Raw genomic sequence first — 24,344 nt, forward strand, 5'->3', positions numbered from 1 at the left:
TGCTGTGGCGGGAAGGATAGTTCAGCCGACTGACATCGCCCGCCCGTGGTCCCTGTCATCGCCGGTCCGGGAGCCAGGCTTCGACGTCGTAGCGCGAAGGACGGGCAGGGGTGGAGGCGTTGCTGCGCGACATCTCGAGCCTGCGTGGCAACACGTACAGGTCAGCGCGCCTGGCGCTCCGGCTCTGCGCGGTCGCGGAGTCCGGCCCCGGCAGGGAGCCGGGACCGGACGATCGGGGCGATGTCGATGGGCAGCACCGTGCGGAGTCCACGGGTTGAACCTTGGGCGCTTCGCGTAGTCCGGGCCCAAGGTCCGGATCCCGCCGCTTGCGCACCCGGACGCTTCACCCGGCCGGCAGGGTCCGCCGGGGACGGCCACGGGCGCCAGGCGCACTCACCGAGGACGCGGCCACGTCGCGGTGCGTCAATGCCAGCAGGACTGCCGGACGCGGCGCAGCTCGGTCCGCAGCACGGGTGTGCCGTCGACCGGTGCCGGGTCCTCCGCAGTCGGCTCGATTCCCCCGGCGGCGGTTTTGTCGAGCGTTGCCAGGCCGTCGGGGCCGACCGTGCCGAACACCGTGTAGTTCGGTCGCAGCGCGGAGTCGCCGTAGACGACGAAGAACTGTGAGCCGTTCGTGTCCGGACCGGCGTTGGCCATCGCCAGGAGGCCGCGCCCGTAGAGACGGCGGGCGCCGGTCGGATCGGTCGGTGCCGGCGGCAGGTCCACCGGCAGCTCGTCCTTGTACTTGTACCCGGGCCCGCCCTCACCGGTACCGGTCGGGTCGCCGCACTGCAGGACCTTCAGCGTCGGATACGCCGTCAGACGGTGACACACCGTACGGTCGTAGAACCCGTGCCGTGCCAGGTGCAGGAAACTCTGGACCGTGCACGGCGCCTTGGCCCGGTCCAAGTGCAGCGGGAGCGGGCCCTGACTGGTCGCAACAGCCATGTCAACCGTGCCGCGACTGGGGGTGCGCCGCGGGTCGGGCGGCAGCGGGACGGAGCGCGCCGGCGGCTCGTCCGGGGTCTGCGCGTACTGACAGGGGCCGTGCGTGGTGCGCGGCGGAGCGCCGTCGGAAGCGGCGGCGACACTCCCCCCGGACACGACTAACACCACGGCCGCGAATGCACTGATGAGTGCTCGGTTCATCTTGCACGCCCTCCCGATGATCGCCAGGTTTGGAGCGGTCGCAGTCTAGGGCGTGGTTCGGTCGGCGGGAGTGGAACTTTCGGCCGATCAGCGTCGCCACGGTCCGATGCTTCCGGAAGACACGCCCTTGGCCCTTCTGCCAGGGCCAAGGGGATCCACTGCGTGGACGCCGACCATCAAGCCTGCTGCGCCCTCGGACTGCGGGCACCCTCCCCACACTTCGCGTGAGTGCCCGGCCCAGCCCGCTGGCCGATCGTAGGAATCACCAGCTCACACCCGCGGAGTGGCTCCGGAACTGGTGGGACATCCACTCAATTTTCCCGGCGCGGCGGTGTTGACTCCACCTGACTGTCCATCACACCACCGCAGGTCGACTCCTCCCGTCGGCGTGTCACGAAATCCCCAAGGGGCGGGTACGTTGAAGACTTCCACACCACGCAGAGCCGGGCTCGTGCTCGGCTCCGCAGCCGCACTCGTAGCCGGGCTGGGTCTGGCACCGGCCGCCCAAGCCGCACCGGATCCCACCGTCTCCTTCGGCGGGGCGACCGCCGTCCCGCTGCCCGCGGGCTCCGGGAAGGGCACTGCCCCGGCGCTGGGCGACCTCAACGGCGACGGCAAGGCCGACCTCGTCACCCCGGTCAAGGGATCGAACACCCTGGTGGCCGCGCTCGGCGACGGCAAGGGCGGCTTCGGCCCCGGTGTCTCCTTCGGGCTCGACACCGGCACCTTCCCGACGGCGGTCGCGCTCGCGGACCTCAACGGTGACGGCCGGCTGGACGCGGTCGTCGCCGCGGCCCTGACCAAGCAGCCCACGCAGCTCGGCACGGAAGGCATGGGCAGCATCGTCGAGTTGCTCGGCGACGGCAAGGGCGGCTTCGCCCCGGCAACCTCCTACTCCGCGCCGACGCTGGTCAACCCATCGACGAACGCCATGCTCCCCGTGGACATCGCGGTCGCCGACATGAACGGTGACGCCAAGCCGGACGTCCTGACTTCCAACAGCAACGGCGACAACGTCTCGGTGTGGACCAACGACGGCACCGACGCGCTGGGCACCGCGAGCAACTACTACGTGGGGGGGCGGCCGGCCCAGCAGCTACTCCGCCGGCCAGCTCCGCCCTTCCGGCTTGAAGACTGGGGACGTGAACGGCGACGGCAAGCTCGACGTGGTCATCGCGCACACCGACCGGACGATCACCGTCTTCCTCGGCGACGGCGCCGGAACCTTCGGCGCCCCGGTGACCCACCCGGTCGGCGGCAGCGCTCTCGAGGGCGTGGCCCTCACCGACGTCAACACGGACGGCAAGCCTGACCTGGTCACCAACAACGGCCCCGACAATCAGCCCACCGTCCTCCTCGGCGACGGCGCGGGTACCTTCCGCAACGCGAGCCCGCTCTACGAAGTGAAGGGCGGCGCAAACGGCTCGCACGCCGTCGGAGACCTGAACGCGGACGGCCGGCCCGATTTGGCGGCCGCGTCCACTGCTACGGGCGTTGCGGCGCAGGTGCTGCTGAACGCCTCGAAGCCGAACCGCACGGGCCAGTCGATGTCGATGCAGGTCGCCAAGGCGCCCGGTGTCCTGTCGATGGAGGTGAACCTGCCGGCCGTCAACTTCGGCACGCTGTCACCCGGCACCGTCAGCACCCCGGCCGGACTCGGCACGTTCAAGTACACCAACACCCTCTCCACCACCGCCCCCTGGTCGGTGACCGTTGCCGCCACGGACCTGGTCAGCGGCACGGACACCATCGGGTGGAGCAATCTGAAGATCACGACCGGCGGCCACCTCAATGGGACCGGCGGCCAGTGGACGGGCACCGCCAAGCCCGGCCCGGGCGGCCACTTCCCCGAGGGCGCCGACCCGCAACCGGGCACCAGCCTCTCCCCGGCCGTGACGACGGCGACCGGTGACGGCGGCACCCGCGGTGCCTTCACCCACGACGGGTCGACGGCGCAGTGGAACATCCCCGCGGAGACGGTCCCCGGCTCGTACAGCGGCACCCTGCAGTACACGATCACCGGCTGATCCCATGAACAGCTGTCTGCGCGCCCAGGGCGGCGCCACCGCCACGCACCGGGCACGGTTCCGCGCCCTGTGGTGCCTCCTCCTCACGGGCCTCCTCCTCACGGGCCTCGTGCTCGCTCTGGCGCCGGGCGCGCAGGCAGCGCCGGCCCCCGTACCGTCGCCCGCTCCGCCGGAGTCGGCGGCAGGCGCGCCGTTCGGCGTGCAGGCCGGGCTCTACGGTCTGACGACGCTGACCGGCGGGCACTTCGGGTACGCGCTGAAGGCCGGCGCCCGGATCGAGGATTCCGCGGTCATCTACAACGAGAGCGACGAGGCCCGGACCTTCCACGTCTACGGCGCCGACGTCGCCAACGCGGCCGGCGGCGGCCTGGCCCCCGCGCAAGAAGGCCAGCAGATGCGCGCGGTCGGTGCCTGGCTGAAGCTGGACTCCGAGGCCACCGTCACCGTGCAGCCGAAGAGCAAGGCCACGGTCCGCTTCTCCCTCACGGTCCCCGACGGCACCCCGCCGGGCAGCTATCTCGGCAGCCTGGTCACCGCGCTGCGCACCCCCGCGGTCAGCGGCGGCGTGAACACCGAGACCCGTATCGCCCGGCTCGTCGAGCTCACCGTCCCCGGCACCGCCGACCTCCAGGTCTCCCTCTCGGAACTGGAACACCGGCCTGTGAGCGGCGGCGAAGAATTCACCGTGACCGTACGCAACACGGGCAACGTCCTCTACACCCTCGCCGGAACGCTGAACGTCACCGGCGGCAGCTCCGCGCGTACCGTCCCGCTCACCCCCACGGGGATCTACGTGATCCCCGGCGGCAGTGCCACCATCACCGGCCGCCTCGCCGACCTCCCCGCCCTCGGCCGCCGCGCGGTCACCGCCTCGGTGACCGCCACGGTTCCCGGCGGCGCGGCGAAGACCGTGGACAGCAACACGGTCCGGCTGTCCTACTTCCCCTGGCTCACCGCGGCCCTCACCATCGGCGGCCTCCTTGCCCTGGGCCTTCTGTTCGTCATCACGCGCGAGCGACGGCGTGCCTGGCTGCGGCGTCGCGCAGCGGAACGTACCGCGCTGCGCGCCCTGCGGCGGGAACTGCGGGCCGCGAACCCGCCTGCCGGCGACCCTCATGAAGCGCAGGCGGGCGGCGCCGAACACCCGTAGCCGGGGGGAACGGGCCGTGGCGGGGCCGGCCGTGTTCCCAGGCGGGCGGAGGAACGAGCCGTCCGCGTCGGCGGTGGGCTACAAGAGCCTCGACATCAGCTTCAAGACCTACCGCCACCTCAGGCCCGGCTCCATCGGCGAAGCCGCCAAGATCCTCGACGTGGGCCTGGCCGCACAAGCGCTCCGGACGGCACGCCCCCGGTCCTGTCGGCGCTGGTAGCCCTCCCGTCGGGCAAGCACGCACCCCCTGACTGCTCCCGACAGTGGGGGCCCACAGGCGTTCCACCACGCCCCTGGCGCCTTCCCGCTCCGGGCCCGATTCGGCCGAACCGGCCCTGTGCCCCTGGGCGTTCCGGCGCCGCAGGCCCCGCTGATCGGGACTCGACCCGATGACGGTCCGGTAGATTCGGCGATACGGCTGATCTTCAGGGGAGCGGCAGAATGCCGCACGAGCGAGACGGGGGCAGTGGGTGCGGAGCAGACACACACGGGACCGTCGGCGGGAGGCCCTGCTGGAGTGCTGGCGTGCGATCGAGCTGTTCAGCCCGCCGACCATTCCGGCTCCGCCCCGTCGGCGGCCCGCTGCGCGCTCCGGGCCGCGGGAGGAGTACGTGGTCGACTTGGCGCCGGAGCCGGGCCGGGTGCCACCGCTCCTGCCGTGGGATCCGGACCATCCGGAGACGGGGGCACGGCGGGCACCGTACGGCCGGATGTGGCGGCATGACGTCTACTGCGGGGTCTTCGACCTGGAGCTGCTCCGCCAGGCGATGATCGCGGTACTGCCCGCGGGGACCGATCCCGACCCCGGTGTGCCGCAGTCCGAGCTGGTGCTGTCGGGCCAGAGCGCGATGTTCGCGCTGGTCCTGGACGACGAGGGCCGACCGCTTGAGGACACGTCCGTGATCTCCGCGTGCGCCTGGGCGACCGGCCGCCTGTTCGATCCGGGGCCGTCCGCACCTGGCTGGCTGGACGGATTCGAGGAGCTCGACGACGCGTTCGGCGGGGCGATCGACGAGCTCACGGCCACCGCGATCCCTTACAGCCCCACCGCGCCGGCCGCCGGAACGGCGTACGAGCGGTGGCCCGGCTCCGAGGGTGCGGCGAGAGCGCCGGGCGCGGCCGGCGGCGGCTGGCAACGGCTGCTCGCCGAGATCCTGGGCGGCGCTGCCGTCGGGGCGGTCGGGGCCCTGTTCGGCGAGGTCGCCGGCGCCGCGCTGCAGGGCGCGGCGGAGCCCCTGGTTCGCCGCGCTGCGGACTGGGTCGCGGCCCGCCGCCCCGCCGAGGAACAGGTGGAGTCCGGGCGGCCGGACGGCGCCGAGGGTGTTCCCGAGGGGGCATCGCCCGATGGTCCGGACACGTCGGCGGGGTACGGGGCTGGCGCCGGTCCCCGTGCGCTCGGGGTCGCCGATCTGGTCGCCCTGACCGCGCAGATCGCCGACCTGTGCGGGGTTCAGGACCACCTGCGGCCGCAGGTGGTCCGGGTGCGCAGCAGGCTGGTCCACCGGCCGCGGGACCCGCAGGCGAAGGTCGCCGCCGCCGCGCCGTTCTTGAACAGTCTGCTTCCCCCTGATCTGGCCCGGGTGTCCGCGGCGGTCGGGAAGGGGATCGGCCCGGCGCTGGAGGCGTACCTGACCGAGCTCGACGCCGTCGACGTGGGGGCGCGGACGGACGTGCGCCGGGAGCGCGGGGTCGTTCTGGAAGGGGTGGCTCCGGATCTGGTTCCGGCCGGCCGCTGGCCCGCACCCGCTCGGTTCCCGCTCGCGCTGAGCCAGCAGTTCGCGGTCGACCGCATGCTCGCCGACCGAGCGGGAACCGAGGGCGGGACGTTCTCCGTGAACGGCCCGCCCGGCACGGGCAAGACCACGATGCTGCGCGACCTGGTCGCCGCCCTGGTCGTCGAGCGGGCGGCGGTGCTGGCCGCGTTCGACCGGCCCTCGCAGGCGTTCACCGGTCCGGCGTGGCGGGGCAAGGACCGCCAGGGCAGGCACGCCCGCTTCGTGTCGCGGCTCGACCCTCGGCTGACCGGGTTCGAGATCGTGGTCACCTCGTCCAACAACGGCGCCGTGGAGAACATCACCGCCGAGCTGCCCGGCATCGGTGCGCTCGACGATCACTGGCACAACGGCCCCGACCATTTCTCCGACCTCGCCTCCGCGCTCCTTGGCGGGCCGGCCTGGGGTCTGATCGCGGCGGTGCTCGGCAACAAGGCCAACCGCAAGGAGTTCGGGGAGCGGTTCTGGTGGGGCCGGCTGCCGGAGAAGGAGACCGACGCCCGCAAGGCCGCGGAGCTGCCGCCGCTGCGCGGCATGCGGGAGGTCCTGAGCGACTGGATTCCGCCCAAGCCACAGCCCGGTGGCCGCGGTCTCTTCACCCAGGCGGACCAGGTCGCGGCCGTGACCGCCCGGCCCGCCCGGCCCGTGCCCTCGTGGACTGACGCCGTTGCCGCGTTCCGTACCGCCCAGATCGAGGTCGAGCGGCTGCGCGCCGGGCGCGCCCGGCTGGCCGGGGTGCTGGCGGGCGTGGAGTCCCCGTCGGCCGGGCAGCGGATCGCGGACCTGGAAGCCGCCGTGTCCCGGGCCGACCAGCAGGTGGCCGCCGCCGCTGCGGTCCTGGACCGGGCCACCGCCGCCACTGCCAGCGCCCGGACCGCCACCGCGGCGGCCGAGGCCGGACACCGGACGGCCTCGGAGCACGTACCGCGGGCCCGCCAGGAGTTGGCCACCGCCCGCGCGAACCTGTCGGCCGCCCGTGAACTGGCCGCGCACCAGCGCGAGTACGTGACCGCCCTCACCGCCCGCCACGACACACCCCCGGCCGTCGAGCGGGGCCTTCGCGGCGGGCTGCGCCGCCTGCTGCAGAGCACGGCCGACCGGCAGGCCGCCGAACGGCAGCAGGAGCACGCTCGGGCCGAGATCGCGTACTTGCTCGTCCAACAGCGCACCGCGCTCGAGGACTCCCTGGAACAGGTCGCCGAAGCCGTGCGCACCGAATCCCTGGCCGCCGGCTGGCACGCCCGGTCCGGCAGCGCCGTCGACGAGGCAGCCACCAGCCTCACCGCCGCCCTCGCCCACGAACGAGCGGCGAGCGCACGGGAGTCCGCGGCAGCCGCCTCCCTTCGGCAGGCGAGACAGACCGCCGACTCGTCCCGCCGCGATCTTCGGGGCGCCGTGGCCGAACTCGACGGCCGCCACCGCGAACTGCGCGAGGCGGCGCGGACGCTGCCGTCCTTGCCGCTCGGCTGGGCTCACCTCGACGAAGCCGATCAGGAACTCGGCTCGCCCTGGTCCGACGGGGCCTGGTCCACCGCGCGCAGCGACCTGTTCCTACGCGCCCTCGACCTGCACCGCGCCTTCGTCGCCGGGGCCGCGAAGAACGTCCGCGGCAACCTCCAGGTCCTCATGGAGCTGATGGCCGGGACCAACGGGCCCGTCCCCGACGAAGAGGTCGCGCACGCCTGGCAAACCCTGTTCCTCCTGGTGCCCGTCGTCTCGACCACCTTCTCCTCCATCGGGAGCATGTTCGCCCGCCTCGGCCGGGAGTCCATCGGCTGGGTCCTCGTCGACGAGGCCGGGCAGGCCACCCCGCAGGCCGCCGCCGGCGCACTGTGGCGCGCCCGCAGGGCCGTTCTGGTCGGCGATCCGCTCCAGCTCGAACCCGTCGTCACCATGCCCGAGGCCCTCCAGCGCCGGCTGCTGCGCGCCTATGGCGTCGACGAGCACTGGCTGCCGTCGGCCACCTCGGCCCAGGCCGTCGCCGACCGGACCAACCGCTACGGCACCTACCTGCCGGCCCCGGACACCAGCGACGAGCACGTCTGGGTGGGCTCGCCGCTGCGCGTGCACCGCCGTTGCGAAGAGCCGATGTTCACGGTCAGCAACGAGGTGGCGTACGGCGGCCTCATGGTCCACGGCACCGGGCAGAAGGCGTTCCCCGATGCGGAACGGGACGGGCTGTTACCCAGCCGCTGGCTCAACACCGACGACCCGTCCCGTCCGTCCGATGCGCCATGGGGCGACCGCGACCGCCGAGCCTTCGAGTTCGTCCTCGGCCACTTGCACCGGCACGGCGTCGCCGTCGAGCGCGTGCGCGTCATCGCCCCCTTCCGGGCCCTCGTCGCCGAATGCCAGAAGATCTGCCGCGGCCGTGACGGCTGGACGTCGGAACTGATCGAGGAGCGCTGCGCCACCGTCCACCGGGCGCAGGGCAAGGAAGCCGACGTCGTCGTCCTCGTGCTCGGCGGCGGCCGGCCCGGCGCCCGCGACTGGGCGGCCCGCACCCCGCACCTGCTCAACGTCGCCGCGAGCCGCGCCAAACGCCGCCTCTACGTCATCGGCGAGCGCAGCCTGTGGGCCCCGCTCCCGCACTTCGACGTCCTCGCCGCCGAGCTGCCGGAGTTCCACCACCTCCGCGACCGCGCCAGCTGGCCGCCCGACATCGAGTGACCGCCGACGGGGCGGCAGAGCGGAGGGCCACACGCCCGTCGCGGCGCGACGATCACAGCGGACGACTGCCCCCGCACCGGGGTGAGCGAACCCACGGCCACATCCCGCTGGCCCGGATCGCGGCCACCCCCGTCGGGGCCGGCACTCCCGAAACCGAAGGCCCGTACCCGTCACTGCGACGAGGACCGTCCTCACCCGGGCCCGTCTGACCCTCGCGGACATCGACACCTTCGCCGGCAACGAACCGTTCGCCGCACAGATCCTCGCCTACTGCACCGCGCCGGGCCTGGATCCGGAACGGATGAACCCGCACGGCGGCTCCATCGCCCTCGGCGAGCCCTACGACGCCGCCGGTGCCCTGCTGACCACCACCGCAGTGACCACTCTGCGCCACGACGGCCTCATCACCGCCCTGATCACCGTCGTCGCCGCCGGCGGCCAAGGCATGGCCGTGCTCCTGGAAGGAACGCACCTCGTAGCCCGCATCGGACGATGCGCTGCCGAGTGGCCGTCGAAGGCCGCGGACCGGCCGTGCGGCACCCGGATCCCGGCGAGGCGTGAGCGATGGGGTGCTGCTGCCTGCGGTCAGCCGGCCCCCGCGGCCGGGCCTTGGCCGAACCGGGAAGCATCCTCAACCATGGCGTCCAGGCGTCGTCGTACAGTGCGCAGCGAGAGTCTCCGCGCTCCCCGGCCGGTGAAGCGTCTCCGTCGGCTTCGGCTACTCACTGCTGTCCCTGTCGCGGACAGCGCGCGGGCGCCAGGAGAACCCCGTCAACGACTGCAGGAGGACAGCGTGCTCACAGCGCACCAGTGGATCGACGCCCTCGGCCTGGAAGCCCACGTGGAGGGCGGGTACTTCCGCCGGACCTTCCAGGCGGACCACCGCCGCCGGATCCGCACACCCGATGGGGACCGTTACACGCTGACCTCCATCCACTACCTGCTCACCCACTGGTCCCCGATCGGTCACTGGCACCTGAACCGGTCCGACATCCTGCACTTCCACCACCACGGCGAACCCATCACCTACCACCTGCTCCACCCCGACGGTCGCCACTCCACCGCCGTCCTCGGGCCGGACCCCGGCCAAGGACAGCTCCTCACCCTCGCCGTGCCGGGAGGCATCTGGAAGGCCTCCCACCTCACCGCTGGAGACCACGCCCTGATCAGCGAAGCCGTCGCGCCCGGCTTCGACTACGCCGACATGACCCTCGGCCGGCCCGAGGAGCTCATCGCGCGCTTCCCCGCGCATGCCGAGCTCATCCGCCGCTACTGCCGCCCCGCCCAGCAGGGCGAGGGCTGAGATGACCAGGAGGACGAGGTACTGCAGCGAGCCCGCCACGCCCCGCTACCGCGGGGCGGGCGTCCAGTCCGCGACGAGGTCGAGGAGTCCGGGGAAGCGCGCGTCGAGGTCGTCGACGCGTACGTGGCTGCGCCGCTCCAGTCCGTACTGCCGCTGCCTCGTGATGCCCGCCTCGCGCAGCGCCTTGAAGTGATGGGTGAGGGAGGACTTGGGTCGGTCCAGGCCGAACCACCCGCAGGAATGGTCGAACTCCTCGGACTCCAGGAGGAGTTTGCGCACGATCCCCAGGCGCAGCGGATCGCTCAGCGCCCCCAGGACCGTTTCGAGCCGCAGTTCGCCCACCGCCGGTTCGGCAAGGGGCTCCGGGAGCCCGGCAGGCTCCGGCAGCACCTTGATGGTGGTCGCTGATCGCGTTGTCGCGGACATAGGCCACTCCTCATAACCCGAATCCTATGTACGACTTAAATCGTACAACATGCTAAGTTCGACTTAACTCGTACATGCCTCGACGGAGGAAACGCTCATGTCGGAAAGTCGAACGGTGCCCACGTACGCGGCGAGCGGAGCGCGGCGCACCAAAGCGGCGCAAACGGCACAGGGTTCGAGCCCTGCCACGGCCACCCCGGCGCCCACCTGGTGGGTCTGGCTGGCCGCCTGGCCCGTCACCGCGGTGTTCATCCTGTCCAACGCGGCCACCCCGTTGTACGTGCTGTGGCAGAAGGACATCGGTTTCTCCAAGGGCACCCTGACCGTGGTCTTCGCGTTCTATATCGTCGGACTGCTCGGGTCCCTGCTCGTCTCGGGCGTGGCCTCCGACCGGCTCGGCCGCAAGCCCGTACTCCTCCCCGCCCTCGCCCTCGGCGTCGCGGCATGCGTGATCTTCGCGACCGCCTCGTCGGTGGCCGCGCTGATCGTGGCCCGTCTGTTCACCGGCATCGCCGTCGGCGCCGTCGTCTCCGCCGGCATGGCCGCGGTGACCGATGTGGCCGGGCGGGCGCGCAAGCGCCTCGCCGCCCTGCTCGCCTCGTGCGCCATGGTCTTCGGCGCGGGCCTCGGCCCGCTCCTCGCGGGCATCCTGTCCGAAACGGCGCCGGCCCCCACCACCACCGTCTTCATCATCGAGATCGTGCTGCTCGCGACCGCGATCCTCGCGGTGCTGCGCATGCCCGTACGTCGGCCCACCGCACCCCCGAAGGGCGCCTGGGTCCGCATCCCGGGCGTACCGAAGGGCAACGGCCTGCAACTCATCCTGGGCATCGCGGTGTTCGCCCCCGGCATCACCGCCACCTCGTTCGTCCTCTCACTCGGCCCCTCACTCCTGTCGGGCCTGCTCGGCACCACCAGCCGGGTGGTGGCCGGGGTCATGGCCTTCGCGATGTTCCTCTCGGCCACCGGCGTGCAGTTCGCCGTCCAGAAGTTGCGCCGCCGCACCATCCTGATCACCGGGGCGGCCGGCACCACCCTCAGCATGGCCGCCCTCGTCGTCGCCGTGCACTCCTCGTCGGTGGCGGTCCTCATCGCCTCCGCACTGCTGGCCGGCGCCGGGCAGGGGACGGGCCAGCTGGGCGGGCTCTCGCTGCTCAACTCCACCGTGCCGCCGCAGCGGCTCGCCGAGGCCAACGCGGCCCTCAATGTGGGCGGTTACCTCCCCGCCGGCATCCTTCCGGTCTCCGCCGGTTACCTGAGCGACGCCGTGGGCCTGACCAATGGGGCGACCGTCTTCGCCGCCGTCCTGACGGCCCTCGCGGTGATCGGCGGCCTCGTGGTGATCAGCACCCACCGCCGGGCCCCCGAGCCCGCCTGAGCCCCTCGACCGCAGACCGCCGTACGGCAGTGCACCGCAGTCCCCTGCGATGCTCGGATCCACCGACGAGGTCGTCGGAGGCAGTTCCGGGAAGGGAATCGGAGGGCCTTCGTGGCCCGGCGCGCTCTTCCGCGGGCACGACCAGGAGGGTTCGCTCCATCCGGAACCGGATTGCAGCACCCGTTGGGCAGCGGGGTGCCGTCGGCGGGCGCAGGACCCCGGTGCTGCAGGCTCACGGGGCCAGTTCGCGCGGGTCCAGGGGAATCCTCCAGGCATTGCGGCGGTGCACGGTTTCCAGCTCGGCCTGGAGCCGGGACGGTGGGACCGCCAGGACGGGGCCCTGATGCGGCCGAGCGCGCGGAGCGTCAGTGATCCGTATGGACTCGGCCCGCCGCCGTCAAGGTCCCGTCATGGGGTGGCCGCAGGTGCGTTCAGGCGGGGATAGCTTCGGTGTCGTGCCCTGGGCTGCCTCCCCGCGTCCGGGGCCTCAACCGTCACTCGTGGTTCCTACGGGAGGGCCTCATGTGTTTGTTCCAGTACGACGACGACCCGGAGCCTGAAGAACGTGTCCCGGCCGGGCCGCTGTACGTGCCGGTCCTGCCGGGTAGGACGGAGGTGGTGGTCCGCATGTTCCGCACCCCGCTGGGAGCACGTACCGCTGTGGGCTTCACCAGTGCCGAACGGCTGGCCGCGGCGCTCGGCGCCGGCCAGCCCTGGATCCGGCTCGCCGAGTCCGCGCTCCGCGCGATGGCCGAACCGCTCGGAGCATCGCTGCTGACCGTCGACCCGACCCTCACCGCACCTGCGGTGACCGGGACGGTCGGCGGGGAGGTTGCCGGGGCGGTCACCGCTCCCGTCCCGCAGGCTCCCGAGACCCCTGCCCGGACCGTCTGAAGGGAATCGCACCATGACCATCGCCTCCCTCTCGGAGATTCCGGCCGGTCCCGGTGAACTGTCCGTGTGGCCCGCCTCCACCACCCGGCTCCGGCACGGCGACGTGGCCGTCGGCGGGGTGTCCCTGACGGAGATCGCCGATCGCTTCGACACCCCGGCCTACGTCCTGGACGAGGCTGAGGTCCGCGAGCGGTGCCGCACCTACCGCGCGGCCCTTCCCGAGGCCGACGTCCTCTACGCCGCCAAAGCCTTCCTCTGCCGCGCCATGGTGCGCTGGGTGGAGGAGGAAGGACTGGGCCTGGACGTCTGCTCAGCCGGCGAGCTGGAGCTCGCCGTCACGGCCGGGTTCCCGCCCGAGCGGATCGTGCTGCACGGCAACGCGAAGTCGCCCCGGGACATCGGGACGGCACTGCGGCTCGGGGTCGGTCGCATCGTCATCGACGGTCCGTCCGAGATCGCCCGGATCGCGGCCGCCGTCGGGCCGGAGGGGCACCAGAAGGTGCTGGTGCGGGTGGTGCCGGGGGTCTCTGCCGGGGGCCACGCGAAGATCCGCACCGGCACGGAGGACCAGAAGTTCGGCCTGTCGCTCACCGATGGATCGGCGCAGGAGGCCATAGCGCGGATACTTGGCCAGCCACAGCTCGAACTGACCGGTCTGCACTGCCACATCGGCTCCCAGATCACCGAGGTGGAGCCCTACCTGGTCGCCCTGCGCAGGATGGTCGGGCTGATGGCCCGCATCCGCGACACGCACGGCATCGTCCTGCCCGAGCTGGACATGGGCGGTGGCCACGGGATCGCCTACCGGCCCGGAGAGTCCGCCCTCGACCTCACCGCCCTCGCCCGCGGCCTCCGCGCCGAGCTCGGCGACAGCTGCGCCGCCGCGGGCCTGGCCGTGCCCCGGCTCGTCATCGAGCCGGGGCGTGCCGTCGCCGGTCCTGCCGGAATCGCCCTGTACCGTGTGCTCGCCGTCAAGCACACCGGAGAGAAGGTGTTCGTCGCCGTCGACGGCGGCATGAGCGACAACCCGCGACCTGCCCTGTACGGGGTGCGCTACGCACCCCGCCTGATCGGCCGGCACTCCAGCGCCGGCGCCTGCACGGCCACGGTCGTCGGACGGCACTGCGAGGCCGGTGACGTCCTCGCAGCCGATGTGGAACTGCCGGGCGACGTCCACCCGGGTGACCTGCTGGCCGTACCGGTGGCCGGCGCCTACCAGCTGTCCATGGCCTCCGGCTACAACATGGTGGGACGTCCCCCGGTGATCGCGGTCCACGAGGGCACGTCCCGGGTGCTGGTACGACGCGAGACGTTGGAAGACCTCCGCAGCCGGGACATCGGCAGCTAGGCCGTCTCTTCCGGACCTTGCCGGGCCCGCGACGCCCGGCACCGCACCCGGCCGCGTTGTCGGGGCGCCCGAGTACGTCCAGTACACGGGCGCCCCTCCGCCTTGCCGGCCTTCTCCTCGGCCCTGGCGGGCCTGGGGAGACCCCATGGCACCGGACGCCGCGGGCTCGGCCGACAAGATCCGGAAGAGACGGCCTAGGGGCGGTAGACGAGCTCGATCACGATCGCGGCGATCACCGCCCAGACGCCGATGCCGAGCAGCCACAGGGCGTCGAGGGCAGCGCCCGTGGCGATGAGGGTCAGGCCGGCCGCGGCGAGGACGAGTACGGCCCGACGAACGGTGCGGTCGGGGCGCGAGCGAGTGGTCACATCAGTGAGGATCCCGCCCGACTCTCATCATGGCGAGGGTCGGGCGGGCTTTCTGTCGGCGTTTTGACGCGGGCGGGTCAGCCGGCGTGGACGTGGCGGCGGGAGCGGTCCGGTTCGGCTTCCCGGATGACCTCGCCGGTGACCGGGGCGACTTCCCCCCTGGCCGCTGAGGAAGAAGCGCAGGCATTGCACCCGGAACCCCATCCGCCAGCCCAGCAGCCGGCCGGCCCGCTCGCACGAGCGGAGGAACCTGCGGGCGGCCGGTGGTCGGCACGGCCGGCCGCAGGGTCGCTAACGGCGCCGTAGCGCCCGGAGGACAGCGCGGCGCACGCTCAACGGTTCCGAAGGCGGAACCCGCGGGTCGAGGCGCCGGCCATTCCCATGGCATCCATCCCACAGCCCCGTGGGGCCGTTCTCAATGCCCCTTACGGGCAATTGATTCCGCCGTGACGGAATTCGTTCGCATGGGGCGGGAACGGGCAAGGGCTGCACGCGAGCCGCCCGGATCCGGCGCCCCCACGCCGGATTCCGGGCGGCTCATGTGTTGTGCGTCGGTTGACCGACGCGCGGTCGCATCCGGCCGGACCCCCCACGGGCGGGACGGGATGCGTCGTCTCGGCGGTGTTCAGGTCACCACCGTCCGGCCGCGCGCCACCGGGCCGTCACCCGGCTCCGTCGCACCATCAGTCTGTGACCGGCCGACGGCTGCGGCAACACGTCCTGACGCGTTCCTTCCGTCGAGTCGTCGATCTTTGACGCGCCGTTGATGACGTGCACGAATGCACGCGCGTCGTGTCATCGGACGCACGTCAGAAGGCTGTCAAGGACGCGTTCGGGATCTTGTCCCGCCGCCCGGGATGCGCTGGGATGGGGTCATGAACAGCGGTCCACGCCAAGACGATCGGCCACCGAATCCGGTGCAGCCGACGGCGCCCGCTGTCCGCCCGGCCGTCTGACACGGGCCGCGCCTCACCGCGGTCTCCGTCAACCCCGGCGTGTGCGAGACGGGCCTCCTCCCGCTGTACGGGAACGAAGGCGCATCGGCCGCGGAGGGCGCGCGCCATGTCGTGGCGCTCTGCGACCCCGGCACCGAAATCGCCAACGGCGCCTACTACGACCGCGACGAACGCGTGGCCCCGGCTCCCGCCGCGACCGACGAACGCACCATCAAGCGCCTCAACAAGCTCGCCGACCTCCTCGTCGGCCACACCGCCTGAAGGGATACACGGACATGTCCAAGCGCGCACGCAAGAAGCGGGCCCGCCGCAAGAAGGGCTCCAACCGCGGCAGCAAGCCCTGCTGCTGACGAACGACCCACACCGCGGGGCGGCCCTCCGACCAGGGCCGCCCCGCTCCGGTGCCCGGGCCTGCCATCAGTTCAGCATGTCATGAATTCACGATTGGGTGTACTTTCATGGGTGTGCTGACCCTCGCTGCCGACATCGAGGTGCTGGCGCGGTTCGGCCGCGCCCTCGCCGACCCGATCCGCTGCCGGATCCTCCTCGCCCTGCGCGAGGCCCCGGCCCACCCCGCCGATCTCGCCGACACCCTGGAGATCTCCCGGACCCGACTGTCGAACCACCTGGCGTGCCTGCGCGACTGCGGCCTGGTCGTCGCGGTGCCGGTGGGCCGGCGCACCCGCTACGAGCTCGCCGACGAACGCCTCGGGCACGCGCTGGACGACCTGCGCACCGCCGTGGTCGCCGTCGCCGCCGACAAGACCTGTGCGGACGCGGACGAGAAGGGCTGCTGCTGAGATGACCGCCGAGATACCCCTCGGCACAGGACCGGCCCCGGCCCGCCGCGACGCACTGACCCGCCGAATACGACTGCTGGTCGCGGCGACCATCACCTACAACGTCATCGAGGCGATCGTCGCCATCACGGCCGGGACGATCGCCTCTTCCACCGCGCTGATCGGCTTCGGCCTGGACTCCGTCATCGAGGTCTCCTCGGCCACAGCGGTCGCCTGGAAGTTCTCCGCCCGCGACCATGCCGTGCGCGAGGCCCGGGAGAAGCGAACGCTGCGGATCATCGCGGTGTCGTTCTTCGCGCTCGCCGCCTACGTCGGCATCGATGCCGTCCGCGCCCTGGCCGGCAGCGGAGAGGCCGAACGCTCCGTCCCTGGCATCGTCATCGCCGCCGTGTCCCTGGCCGTGATGCCCTTCCTGTCCGCCGCCCAGCGCAGGGCCGGCCGCGAACTCGGCTCCGCCAGCGCGGTTGCCGACTCCAAGCAGACGCTGTTGTGCACCTACTTGTCCGCCGTACTCCTGGTCGGCCTGGTCCTCAATGCCACCCTGGGCTGGTCGTGGGCCGACCCCATCGCCGCCCTCGTCATCGCCGCGATCGCGGTCAAGGAAGGCCGCGACGCCTGGCAGGGCAGGGGCTGCTGCGCGCCGTCAGCCGCCGTTGCCACCCCGTCGGAGGCCGAGGTCGGCACCTGCGGTTGCCGCCCCGAGTGCTCCTGCTGCGCATGATCGATGGTCTGCGGCTCCTGCGCTGCCGTGACGGCTCGCCCCTGCGATACACCGGGCACCTTCGCCGTACTCATGCGTCGAAGCGGTACCCCAGGCCGGAGACCGTGATCAGGTGGCGCGGGTGGGACGGGTCCGCTTCCAGCTTCCGCCGCAGGTGGGCCATGTACAAGCGCAGGTAGTTGGTCTGCGAGCCCCGGGAGGAGCCCCACACCTCCTGGAGCAGCCGTCGCTGGCTGACGAGCCGGCCCTTGTCGCGGATCAGGACCTCCAGCACGTGCCATTCCGTCGGCGTGAGCCTGATGTTCTTCCCCTGGCGCCTCGCCCTCTTCGCGAGCAGGTCGACGGTGAACTCGTCCGTCTCCACGACCGCTTCGTCCGCGGCGACCGGGTCCTGGGGCAGCGCGCGACGAGCGACGGCGCCCAGCCTGGCCAGCAGCGCGTCCATACTGAAGGGCTTGGTGATGTAGTCGTCGGCGCCCGCGTCCAGGGCCCGGATCTTCTGCTCGGAGCCGTGGCGGGCGGACACCACGAGGATGGGCACCTGCGACGATGCGCGCAGCTGCTCGATCACGTCGATCCCGTCCATGTCCGGCAGGCCCAGGTCGAGCAGGACCACGTCCGGATGGCGTCCCGCGGCGGCCTCCAGAGCCGTTCCGCCGTCCTGCGCGGAGGCCACGTCGTACTGGCGTGCCTTCAGACTGATGACCAGGGACCGCACCAGCTGCGGTTCGTCATCCACCACCAGCACCCGGGTCATCGGCGTGCCGCCTTCCTGTCGTACGTCATGTGCGGAGCGAGCCGGGACCGGCCCGCATGTGGCCGCCCGCGCCCAGCAGCCACGGCTCGGTCAACGCCGGTCCGGCGGCATGGAGCAGTGTTCGGAGGGAACGCTCCCTCGATGAAACAGCGGTTCCCCGACCGCAACGGCGTACCTTGACAACGTCCATACGGGGAAGGCCGCGACCTTGACGACCCTCATACGGAATTCCTAGTTCCGAACCCCTGCGGCCGCAGGCCAGCCCCGTCAAGATGCCGTCGCCGCAGCGTCAGCAGTCCATCAGGGCTCGCGGCAACTGCCCCGACCAGGCCTAATGTCGTCCCCATGGGACGACGCAACACTCGGTCCGCGACCGATGCACGGGCCGGGCATGCGGGCCCCGGGACCATTCGGTCCGCAACCCCGCCATGTGGCAGCGTGTCGACACGGACACCCACACTTCCCTCCAGAGCGGCACCCTGCTGTGCGGAGCGACCGCCCTGCGCCGGCTGGCGGCGCGCATCGACCGCGAAACGGCCGAGACGGTCTTCAGGGTCTCCGGTTTGCGATGACCGGCACCCCGACGAGGGTCTGTCCGTCACCGGCCGGAGGAAGCAGGACGATGCTCAGCTGGGCGACGTCCTCGTCCCCGTGACGGCCGGGCGGCAGGTCGAACAGCAGGTGGTAGTCGCACGAGTCGTCGTCCGGAACGTCGATGGGGTACTCGGTCACACCGGGGCCGAGCTGGTACCCGCGGCCGGTGAGATCGTCCACGGTCGGCGTGAGCTGCTTGACGAACCGGACGCGGCAGCCTCCCGGCAGCGCGATCCGCAGGGCGAGGGTACGGGCGAACGCCCGGCGGGTCCGGGCGACGAGCGAGATCAGTTCTCCGGTGAGGCCCGAGGCGGGCGCCGAGGGATCCATGACGATGTCCATCGTGCCGGACAGCGCCGTGGTGATCGCTCTGACCTGCGCCACCTCCCAGTCGGTGCCGATTCCGCGGGCGTGGCAGGTGAAGCGGCCCGCGCACGAGGCGAGCACGGCCGACAGCTCTTCCGGACTCTCGGCCGTGGCCGTCAGGTCCGTGAGGAGGACCGCCGCGCGCACCGCCTCGCCGTGACCGGCCAGGAGCCGGTCGGCGAGCCGTAGCCACCTGCCGAAGGCAGCCACCGCGATCGGCTCCAGCCCGGCCAGCGCGACGCGCGCCTCGGCCCTGGCCTCTGCGGTCGCCCGGACCAGGCGCATGGTGTCGGGGTAGAGCATCCGGGCATGGTCCGATCCCGCCACGACGGCGAAGGCAGCATCCTCGTCCAGGCTGTCGACGGCAGCACCGACCGCGGCCCGGACGGCGCGGAAGTCCGCTTCGCAGAGTTCGTCGGAAAGCCCGAGCAGGAAGACCAGGGCGCGGGGCGCAGCGGCCGCCGTGTCGTCGGGTGCTGCGCCCGTACCCGTCACCGTCACGATCGCGTTGGCCTCGGTCGCCTCCGGGTGGAGCACCTCGTTGTAGTCCGCCTCCATCGTGAAACCTGCGGTGCGAGGAGCCGGCGCCGGGCGGCCGGCGTACGCGTACCTGGGATCCGGTCGAGAGGTGGAAGCGGACGTAGGGCCCTGTCGGGGCGCGGACAGCGGCACCCCGGCACGCCGAGGGGCGAGGTCTCTGAGCCGGTCGGCCACGACCCCGGCGTAGGCCGGACGGTCAGCGGGCTCCTTCGCGAGCAGGACCGAGACGAGCCGGTCGAGCTCGACGGGCACGCCCGGCCGCAGGGAGGCCAGCCGCGGGGGTGGGGTGTGGATGTGATCCATCATCACGACCCGGAAGTCTCCGTGTGTCGTGAAGGGCGGCCTCCCGGTGAGAAGGGCGAACAGGACGCAGCCGAGGGCGTACAGGTCGGCCCGGCCGTCGACCCGCAGGCCCCGGCACTGTTCCGGCGCCATGTAGTCGGGCGTTCCCATCAGGCTGCCCTCACGGGTCAGCCCGGAGTCCGCATGGACGAAGCCCGCGATCCCGAAGTCGCACACCTTCACCCGGCCGCCGTCCACCAGCATGAGGTTGGCGGGCTTGATGTCCCGGTGGACGATGTCCGCCCGGTGCGCGTACGAGAGCGCCTCGGCGACCTGCGCGGCCAGGTCCACCGCCCGGCGCACGGGCAGCCCGGACTTCCCGTCCTGCAGTACCGAGCCCAGATCGCGACCGTCCAGCAGCTCCATGACCAGGTGGAGCCGTCCGTCCTGTGCGCCGCTGTCGAAGACCTGCGTGATGCCCGGATGCTGGAGCCGCGCCGTGACCCGGGCCTCGCGGTGGAACCGGTCCACGACGTGGCCGTCGGCCAAGTCCGGGGGAAGGAACTTGATCGCGACCTTGCGATCGAGCCGGGGATCGTGGGCCCGCCACACCTCGCCCATCCCACCGCGTCCGAGCAGGGCTTCCAGCCGGTACCGGCCGCCGATGTGCATGCCAGCGACGTTCAAGGCCCCTCGCTTCCGCCCGGTCATCCGGACCGGGCCCGCGCTGCCCCTACCGGGTCCGCCCGCCGCATCGTACTGAGCGGCCCCTCCCCCGTGCCGTCCCTGCGGAGAAACCGGCGAAGACCGGGCGAGGTCGGGCCGCCCGCGCCCCCTGGTAGGCCTGCCGGCGGGCGGGGCCCGTCGCGTAGTGGACGTCCTCGCGGGTCAGGCGGAAGCCGGCCGACCAGGCCAGGAGGCGGCTGGGGCGGTTGTCGCGCGAGCAGGTCCAGCTCGGCGTGCGGCCGCGGGCGGCGATGTCCTGGCACAGGGCGGTGACGCAGGCGAGGGCGAGGTGTTGCCGGCGGTGGCCGGGGTCGGCGAGGGCCGCTACGTCCTCGTACCGGCTGCCGAGGAAGTAGGTGCAGGCCAGGGAGAGGGCGCGGCCCCGGTGGAAGGCGCCCCAGCAGAGCCCGGAGGACGCGAGCTGCTCGGGGCCGCCCCAGGTCTTGTGGATCCAGGCCGCCCCGGGACCGAGTGCGACGACGGCCGGCGTGTCCTCGGGGGCCGGCCGGCGCACCGTGATGCCGGGAGCCGGGCGGGCTGCCATGGCGGGCGCCTGGTGCACGTAGACCATGCGCTCCCACGGATCGACCTTCTGGAACACGCCGCCGAGGACGGATAGGAAGCGGGCCGGGGCCTCGATGTAGCTGCCCGCGAACCGTGCGAGGGCATCGGGTGCGAGAGAGCCCGGGTCACCGCGCAGCAGGAGATGGTCCCCGCTGGAGACCGCGAGCGCCCTCGGGTCCACGACACGGTCCGCCCACCAGCGGCCGCCACCGGTGGCGATGACGTGCTCGGGCAGAGCCGCGACGCCAGGGGCCCCGCCGGGGAACCAGCGGGCCAGAGCGGGGAGACGGGAGGGAAGGAGCTCGATCACGACGGACGCCGCCTAGGTCGAAGGGGGGAGAGGGGCGGGGGCGGCCCGGGGCGGTGGGCCGCCCCCGCGGGGATCCGGCGCCGGTGAGCGTCGGCGCCGGCCGGCCTTGCGGCCGGGGTTGGCTGGTGCGCGGACCCCGTCAGACGGAGTGTCCGACGAGCTGGTCGGCGCGCTTGTTCACGACGCGTCCGCCCGGGGCGGTCGTGAGCGCCGGCTCGAGCAGGTGCGTCAGCAGGTAGTGGGCGAGGAAGTTGACCTGGAACGAGAGCTCGTTGCCGTCGGGGGTGAGCGTGTGCCGCTCCGGGGCGGCGACGGCGTTGTTGACCAGCACGTCGAGGTACGGATGCCCGGTGATGACCCGGCCGGCGAGCCGCTCGACCTCGTCGAGCCGCGAGAAGTCCGCCGCACACGGGCGCAGGAGTTCCGCGTCGACGTCGGCGGTGGCGAGGAGTCGCTTCACGGCGGCCCGGGCCTCCTCCGCGGTGCGGCCGTGGAGGAGCACGGTGGCACCGGACTCCGCGAGCAGGCGGGCGGTTTCGTAGCCGATGCCGGAGGTGGCACCGGTGACCATGATGGTCCGGCCGGACAGGAACGAAGACATGAGGGGTTCCAGTGGACAGGCACGACGGCGGGTCCCCGACGAGGTCGGGGCGCCGCCGTGCGGTGAGGTGTGGTTCCGTATCGAGTACGGGGGTGGGCCGCGCTCGCAGTCGCGCGGTGGGCCGCGGCAGGGCCGGGGCCTCTTGCCGGCAGGTCAGCGTGCGTTGCGCCGACGGCGGCGAACAGGGCGCAGGCCCGGCGGCACCGGATGCGGCGGATGCGGCGGATGCGGCGGCCGGTCGTCATGGAGCTGACCGATGTACACGTCGTCCATCCAACTGGTCCGCGGCGTACGGCTCAAGCTCCCTGACGACCCTCTGATGCGGTCTTGGCGGACTTCAGCCGAGCCCGGGGATCGTGGAGACGACGAGGTCGATGGCCTTGATGCCGATGAACGGCAGGATCAGGCCGCCGAGGCCGTAGACGGCGAGGTTGCGGCGCAGCAGGTCGTGTGCCGAGGCCGGTTTGTAGCGGACGCCGCGCAGGGCGAGCGGGATCAACGCGATGATGATCAGCGCGTTGAAGATGATCGCCGAGGTGATGGCGGACAACGGGCTGTGCAGGCCCATGATGTTGAGCGCTTCCAGTCCCGGGTAGGCCGCGGTGAACATGGCCGGGATGATCGCGAAGTACTTGGCGACGTCGTTCGTGATCGAGAAGGTCGTCAGGGCTCCGCGGGTGATGAGCAGCTGCTTGCCGATCTCCACGATGTCGATGAGCTTGGTGGGGTTGGAGTCCAGGTCCACCATGTTCCCGGCCTCCTTGGCGGCGGAGGTGCCCGTGTTCATGGCCACGCCGACGTCGGCCTGGGCCAGGGCCGGTGCGTCGTTCGTGCCGTCACCGGTCATGGCGACGAGCTTGCCGCCGGCCTGCTCCCGCTTGATGAGGGCCATCTTGTCCTCCGGGGTGGCCTCGGCCAGGTACTCGTCGACGCCGGCCTCCTGCGCGATGGCGCGGGCCGTGCGCTCGTTGTCGCCGGTCACCATGACGGTACGGATCCCCATGCTCCGCAGCTCTTCGAAGCGTTCGCGAATGCCGTCCTTGACGACGTCCTTGAGGTGGATGATGCCGAGGATCCGCAGCCCGTCCCAGTCGTGGACCGCGACGAGCAGCGGGGTACCGCCGGAGTCGGACACGCCGGCCGACCACGCGGCGGCTTCCGGCGGTACGGTCCCGCCGCGGAGCGCCACCCATTCGGACACCTGGGCCACGGCGCCCTTGCGGATGGCGCAGCCGGCCCCGTTCGGCCAGCTGAGGTTGATTCCGCTCATCCTGGTGCGGGCGCTGAACTCGGTGAACCGGGGGTTGCTCAGGTCCTCTTGGGTGACCGGCTGGAGCCCGTACTGCTGGGCCAGGACCGTGACGGACCGGCCTTCGGGGGTCTCGTCGGCCAGCGAGGCCAACTGGGCCGCTTCCGCCAGCTTGATGTGGTCGGTTCCGGGGAGCGGGATGAAGGCGGCCGCCTCCCGGTTCCCGTGCGTGATGGTGCCGGTCTTGTCGAGGAGCAGGGTGTTCACGTCACCGGCGGCCTCGACCGCACGTCCGCTCATCGCGACGACGTTGCGCTGGACGAGGCGGTCCATGCCCGCGATGCCGATCGCGGAGAGCAGCGCACCGATGGTCGTGGGGATGAGCGTGACGAGGAGGGCCACCAGGACGGTGGTGGTCTGGGCGGCGCCCGCGTAGGCGGCCATCGGCTGGAGCGAGACGACGACCAGGACGAAGGTGACGGTGAGCGCGGCCAGCAGGATGTTGAGCGCGATCTCGTTCGGGGTCTTCTGCCGGGACGCGCCTTCGACCAGGGCGATCATGCGGTCCATGAAGCTGTGCCCCGGGCGGGAGCTGACGCGTACGACGATCGAGTCCGACAGCACCGTCGTACCGCCCGTGACCCCGCTGCGATCGCCGCCGGCTTCTCGGATCACCGGCGCGGATTCGCCGGTGACGGCGGATTCGTCGACGGCCGCGGCGCCGTCGATGACGTCACCGTCGGCCGGGATCAGCTCCCCCGCCTCCACCAGCACGACGTCCAGGGGCTGCAGCTCGCTCGGAGCGACGGCCTCCGTCTCGGCGTGCCGCAGGTTCGTGCCGTACGTCCAGTGCCGCAGCCGCAGCGCGACGGTGTCCGTACGCGCCTTGCGCAGCGAGTCGGCCTGGGCCCGGCCGCGCCCCTCGGCGACGGCCTCGGCGAAGTTGGCGAAGATCACCGTCAGCCAGAGCCAGCCGCTGATCACCCAGGTGAAGACGGACGGGTGGATGAGCGCCGACAGCGTGGTGAGCACGGAGCCGACCGCGACCACGAACAGCACGGGCTTTCGGATCAGCTCGCGGGGTTCGAGTTTGAGTAAGGCCTCGCGGAAGGAGGCCGCCGGCCGGATCGACTCCAGTAGGGGCCCTCGGCCCGGACGCCGTCTGGGCGGCCGGTTGACCGGAGCCTGCGACGGGGACGGAACGGCAGGTGTCTGCCGGGTGGCAGCGGGAGGCATGGCGAGACCTTCGGGTCGAATCGGCACGGCCGGAAGAACGATGGATGCACCGCCGGGGATCCGTCCCTTGTGGGACCCCCTCCGGCTCGTCGTGCGACGTTGGGATCCCCGGCGGTGGAACGGGCAGGAACTTACCGGGCCCGCGGCCTTCAACAGT

Annotated in this window: 19 protein-coding genes and 3 pseudogenes; 14 read left to right on the plus strand and 8 right to left on the minus strand. The window is 72.2% G+C overall.

All coding sequences use genetic code 11. The features are described from left to right. Positions 1-423: 423 nt before the first annotated feature. Positions 424-1,104 (minus strand): peptidylprolyl isomerase, encoded by a 681-nt coding sequence (locus OG207_RS04610; protein ID WP_329096143.1) that lies wholly within the window; start codon positions 1,102-1,104, stop codon positions 424-426. Between the two features lie 463 nt (positions 1,105-1,567). Between OG207_RS04610 and OG207_RS04615 the strand changes: the two genes are divergently transcribed. From OG207_RS04615 to OG207_RS04640, 7 genes and pseudogenes are all read left to right on the plus strand, one after another. Further along, the gene (locus OG207_RS04615) at positions 1,568-2,461 is read left to right on the plus strand and encodes an FG-GAP repeat domain-containing protein (RefSeq protein WP_329096145.1); all 894 of its coding nucleotides are present in this window, start codon (positions 1,568-1,570) and stop codon (positions 2,459-2,461) included. Continuing rightward, positions 2,343-3,176: an FG-GAP repeat domain-containing protein gene (locus tag OG207_RS04620; protein WP_329107435.1), complete on the plus strand. Its 834-nt coding sequence runs from the start codon at positions 2,343-2,345 to the stop codon at positions 3,174-3,176. Before OG207_RS04615 ends, OG207_RS04620 begins: the two co-directional genes overlap by 119 nt. 4 nt (positions 3,177-3,180) lie before the next feature. Beyond that, positions 3,181-4,326 carry a COG1470 family protein gene (locus OG207_RS04625; RefSeq protein WP_329096147.1) on the plus strand — a complete coding sequence of 382 codons (1,146 nt, stop codon included), beginning with the start codon at positions 3,181-3,183 and terminating at the stop codon, positions 4,324-4,326. A gap of 31 nt (positions 4,327-4,357) precedes the next feature. Continuing rightward, positions 4,358-4,546, plus strand: coding sequence for a hypothetical protein (locus OG207_RS04630; RefSeq protein WP_329096149.1), 189 nt, complete (start codon positions 4,358-4,360; stop codon positions 4,544-4,546). 250 nt (positions 4,547-4,796) lie between these two features. Then, a complete protein-coding gene (locus OG207_RS04635) occupies positions 4,797-8,768 on the plus strand; it encodes a DEAD/DEAH box helicase (protein WP_329096151.1) in 3,972 nt (1,323 codons plus the stop codon). A 175-nt stretch (positions 8,769-8,943) separates the two neighbouring features. After that, positions 8,944-9,219: pseudogene (locus tag OG207_RS43985) on the plus strand (hypothetical protein); the annotation flags it as partial. A 342-nt stretch (positions 9,220-9,561) separates the two neighbouring features. Then, a complete protein-coding gene (locus tag OG207_RS04640; protein ID WP_329096153.1) occupies positions 9,562-10,071 on the plus strand; it encodes a cupin domain-containing protein in 510 nt (169 codons plus the stop codon). 45 nt (positions 10,072-10,116) lie between these two features. Here the strand turns inward: OG207_RS04640 and OG207_RS04645 are convergent, their stop codons facing one another. Beyond that, on the minus strand, positions 10,117-10,497 hold the full coding sequence (locus OG207_RS04645) for an ArsR/SmtB family transcription factor (RefSeq protein WP_329096155.1): 381 nt from the start codon (positions 10,495-10,497) through the stop codon (positions 10,117-10,119). A 97-nt stretch (positions 10,498-10,594) separates the two neighbouring features. Between OG207_RS04645 and OG207_RS04650 the strand changes: the two genes are divergently transcribed. The 3 genes from OG207_RS04650 to lysA all read left to right on the plus strand — a co-directional run bounded on the left by OG207_RS04650 (position 10,595) and on the right by lysA (position 14,117). Beyond that, positions 10,595-11,875, plus strand: a complete 1,281-nt coding sequence (locus OG207_RS04650) for an MFS transporter (RefSeq protein ID WP_329096157.1) — start codon at positions 10,595-10,597, stop codon at positions 11,873-11,875. Between the two features lie 522 nt (positions 11,876-12,397). Next, entirely contained in the window at positions 12,398-12,769 is a 372-nt protein-coding gene (locus tag OG207_RS04655; protein WP_329096159.1) for an SAV_915 family protein, read from the plus strand. Positions 12,770-12,782: 13 nt separating this feature from the next. Next, a complete protein-coding gene (gene lysA / locus OG207_RS04660; protein ID WP_329096161.1) occupies positions 12,783-14,117 on the plus strand; it encodes a diaminopimelate decarboxylase in 1,335 nt (444 codons plus the stop codon). Positions 14,118-14,311: 194 nt separating this feature from the next. Here lysA and OG207_RS04665 read toward each other — a convergent pair whose 3' ends face one another. Beyond that, positions 14,312-14,485, minus strand: coding sequence for a hypothetical protein (locus tag OG207_RS04665; protein WP_329096163.1), 174 nt, complete (start codon positions 14,483-14,485; stop codon positions 14,312-14,314). Positions 14,486-15,447: 962 nt separating this feature from the next. Here OG207_RS04665 and OG207_RS04670 point away from each other — a divergent pair. From OG207_RS04670 to OG207_RS04680, 3 genes and pseudogenes are all read left to right on the plus strand, one after another. Then, a pseudogene (locus OG207_RS04670) lies at positions 15,448-15,702 on the plus strand (SDR family NAD(P)-dependent oxidoreductase); the annotation flags it as partial. A gap of 203 nt (positions 15,703-15,905) precedes the next feature. Beyond that, entirely contained in the window at positions 15,906-16,241 is a 336-nt protein-coding gene (locus OG207_RS04675) for an ArsR/SmtB family transcription factor (protein WP_326709596.1), read from the plus strand. 1 nt (position 16,242) lies between these two features. Next, positions 16,243-16,962, plus strand: coding sequence for a cation transporter (locus OG207_RS04680; RefSeq protein WP_329096164.1), 720 nt, complete (start codon positions 16,243-16,245; stop codon positions 16,960-16,962). Between the two features lie 70 nt (positions 16,963-17,032). Here OG207_RS04680 and OG207_RS04685 read toward each other — a convergent pair whose 3' ends face one another. Then, positions 17,033-17,719 (minus strand): response regulator transcription factor, encoded by a 687-nt coding sequence (locus OG207_RS04685; RefSeq protein WP_329096166.1) that lies wholly within the window; start codon positions 17,717-17,719, stop codon positions 17,033-17,035. A gap of 428 nt (positions 17,720-18,147) precedes the next feature. Here OG207_RS04685 and OG207_RS04690 point away from each other — a divergent pair, with 428 nt between their 5' ends. Continuing rightward, positions 18,148-18,291: a hypothetical protein gene (locus OG207_RS04690; protein WP_329096168.1), complete on the plus strand. Its 144-nt coding sequence runs from the start codon at positions 18,148-18,150 to the stop codon at positions 18,289-18,291. Here the strand turns inward: OG207_RS04690 and OG207_RS04695 are convergent. From OG207_RS04695 to kdpB, 4 genes and pseudogenes are all read right to left on the minus strand, one after another. Beyond that, positions 18,269-20,188 carry a serine/threonine-protein kinase gene (locus OG207_RS04695; protein WP_329096170.1) on the minus strand — a complete coding sequence of 640 codons (1,920 nt, stop codon included), beginning with the start codon at positions 20,186-20,188 and terminating at the stop codon, positions 18,269-18,271. The two genes, OG207_RS04690 and OG207_RS04695, sit on opposite strands and share 23 nt — an antisense overlap. A gap of 46 nt (positions 20,189-20,234) precedes the next feature. Then, positions 20,235-21,101 carry a GNAT family N-acetyltransferase gene (locus OG207_RS04700; protein WP_329096172.1) on the minus strand — a complete coding sequence of 289 codons (867 nt, stop codon included), beginning with the start codon at positions 21,099-21,101 and terminating at the stop codon, positions 20,235-20,237. Positions 21,102-21,276: 175 nt separating this feature from the next. Then, positions 21,277-21,702 (minus strand): annotated as a pseudogene (locus OG207_RS04705) (SDR family NAD(P)-dependent oxidoreductase); the annotation flags it as partial. Between the two features lie 337 nt (positions 21,703-22,039). Continuing rightward, positions 22,040-24,187: a potassium-transporting ATPase subunit KdpB gene (gene kdpB, locus OG207_RS04710; protein ID WP_329096174.1), complete on the minus strand. Its 2,148-nt coding sequence runs from the start codon at positions 24,185-24,187 to the stop codon at positions 22,040-22,042. Between the last annotated feature and the right edge of the window lie 157 nt (positions 24,188-24,344).

It is taken from the genome of Streptomyces sp. NBC_01439, assembly GCF_036227605.1.
Classification (GTDB): Bacteria; Actinomycetota; Actinomycetes; order Streptomycetales; family Streptomycetaceae; genus Streptomyces.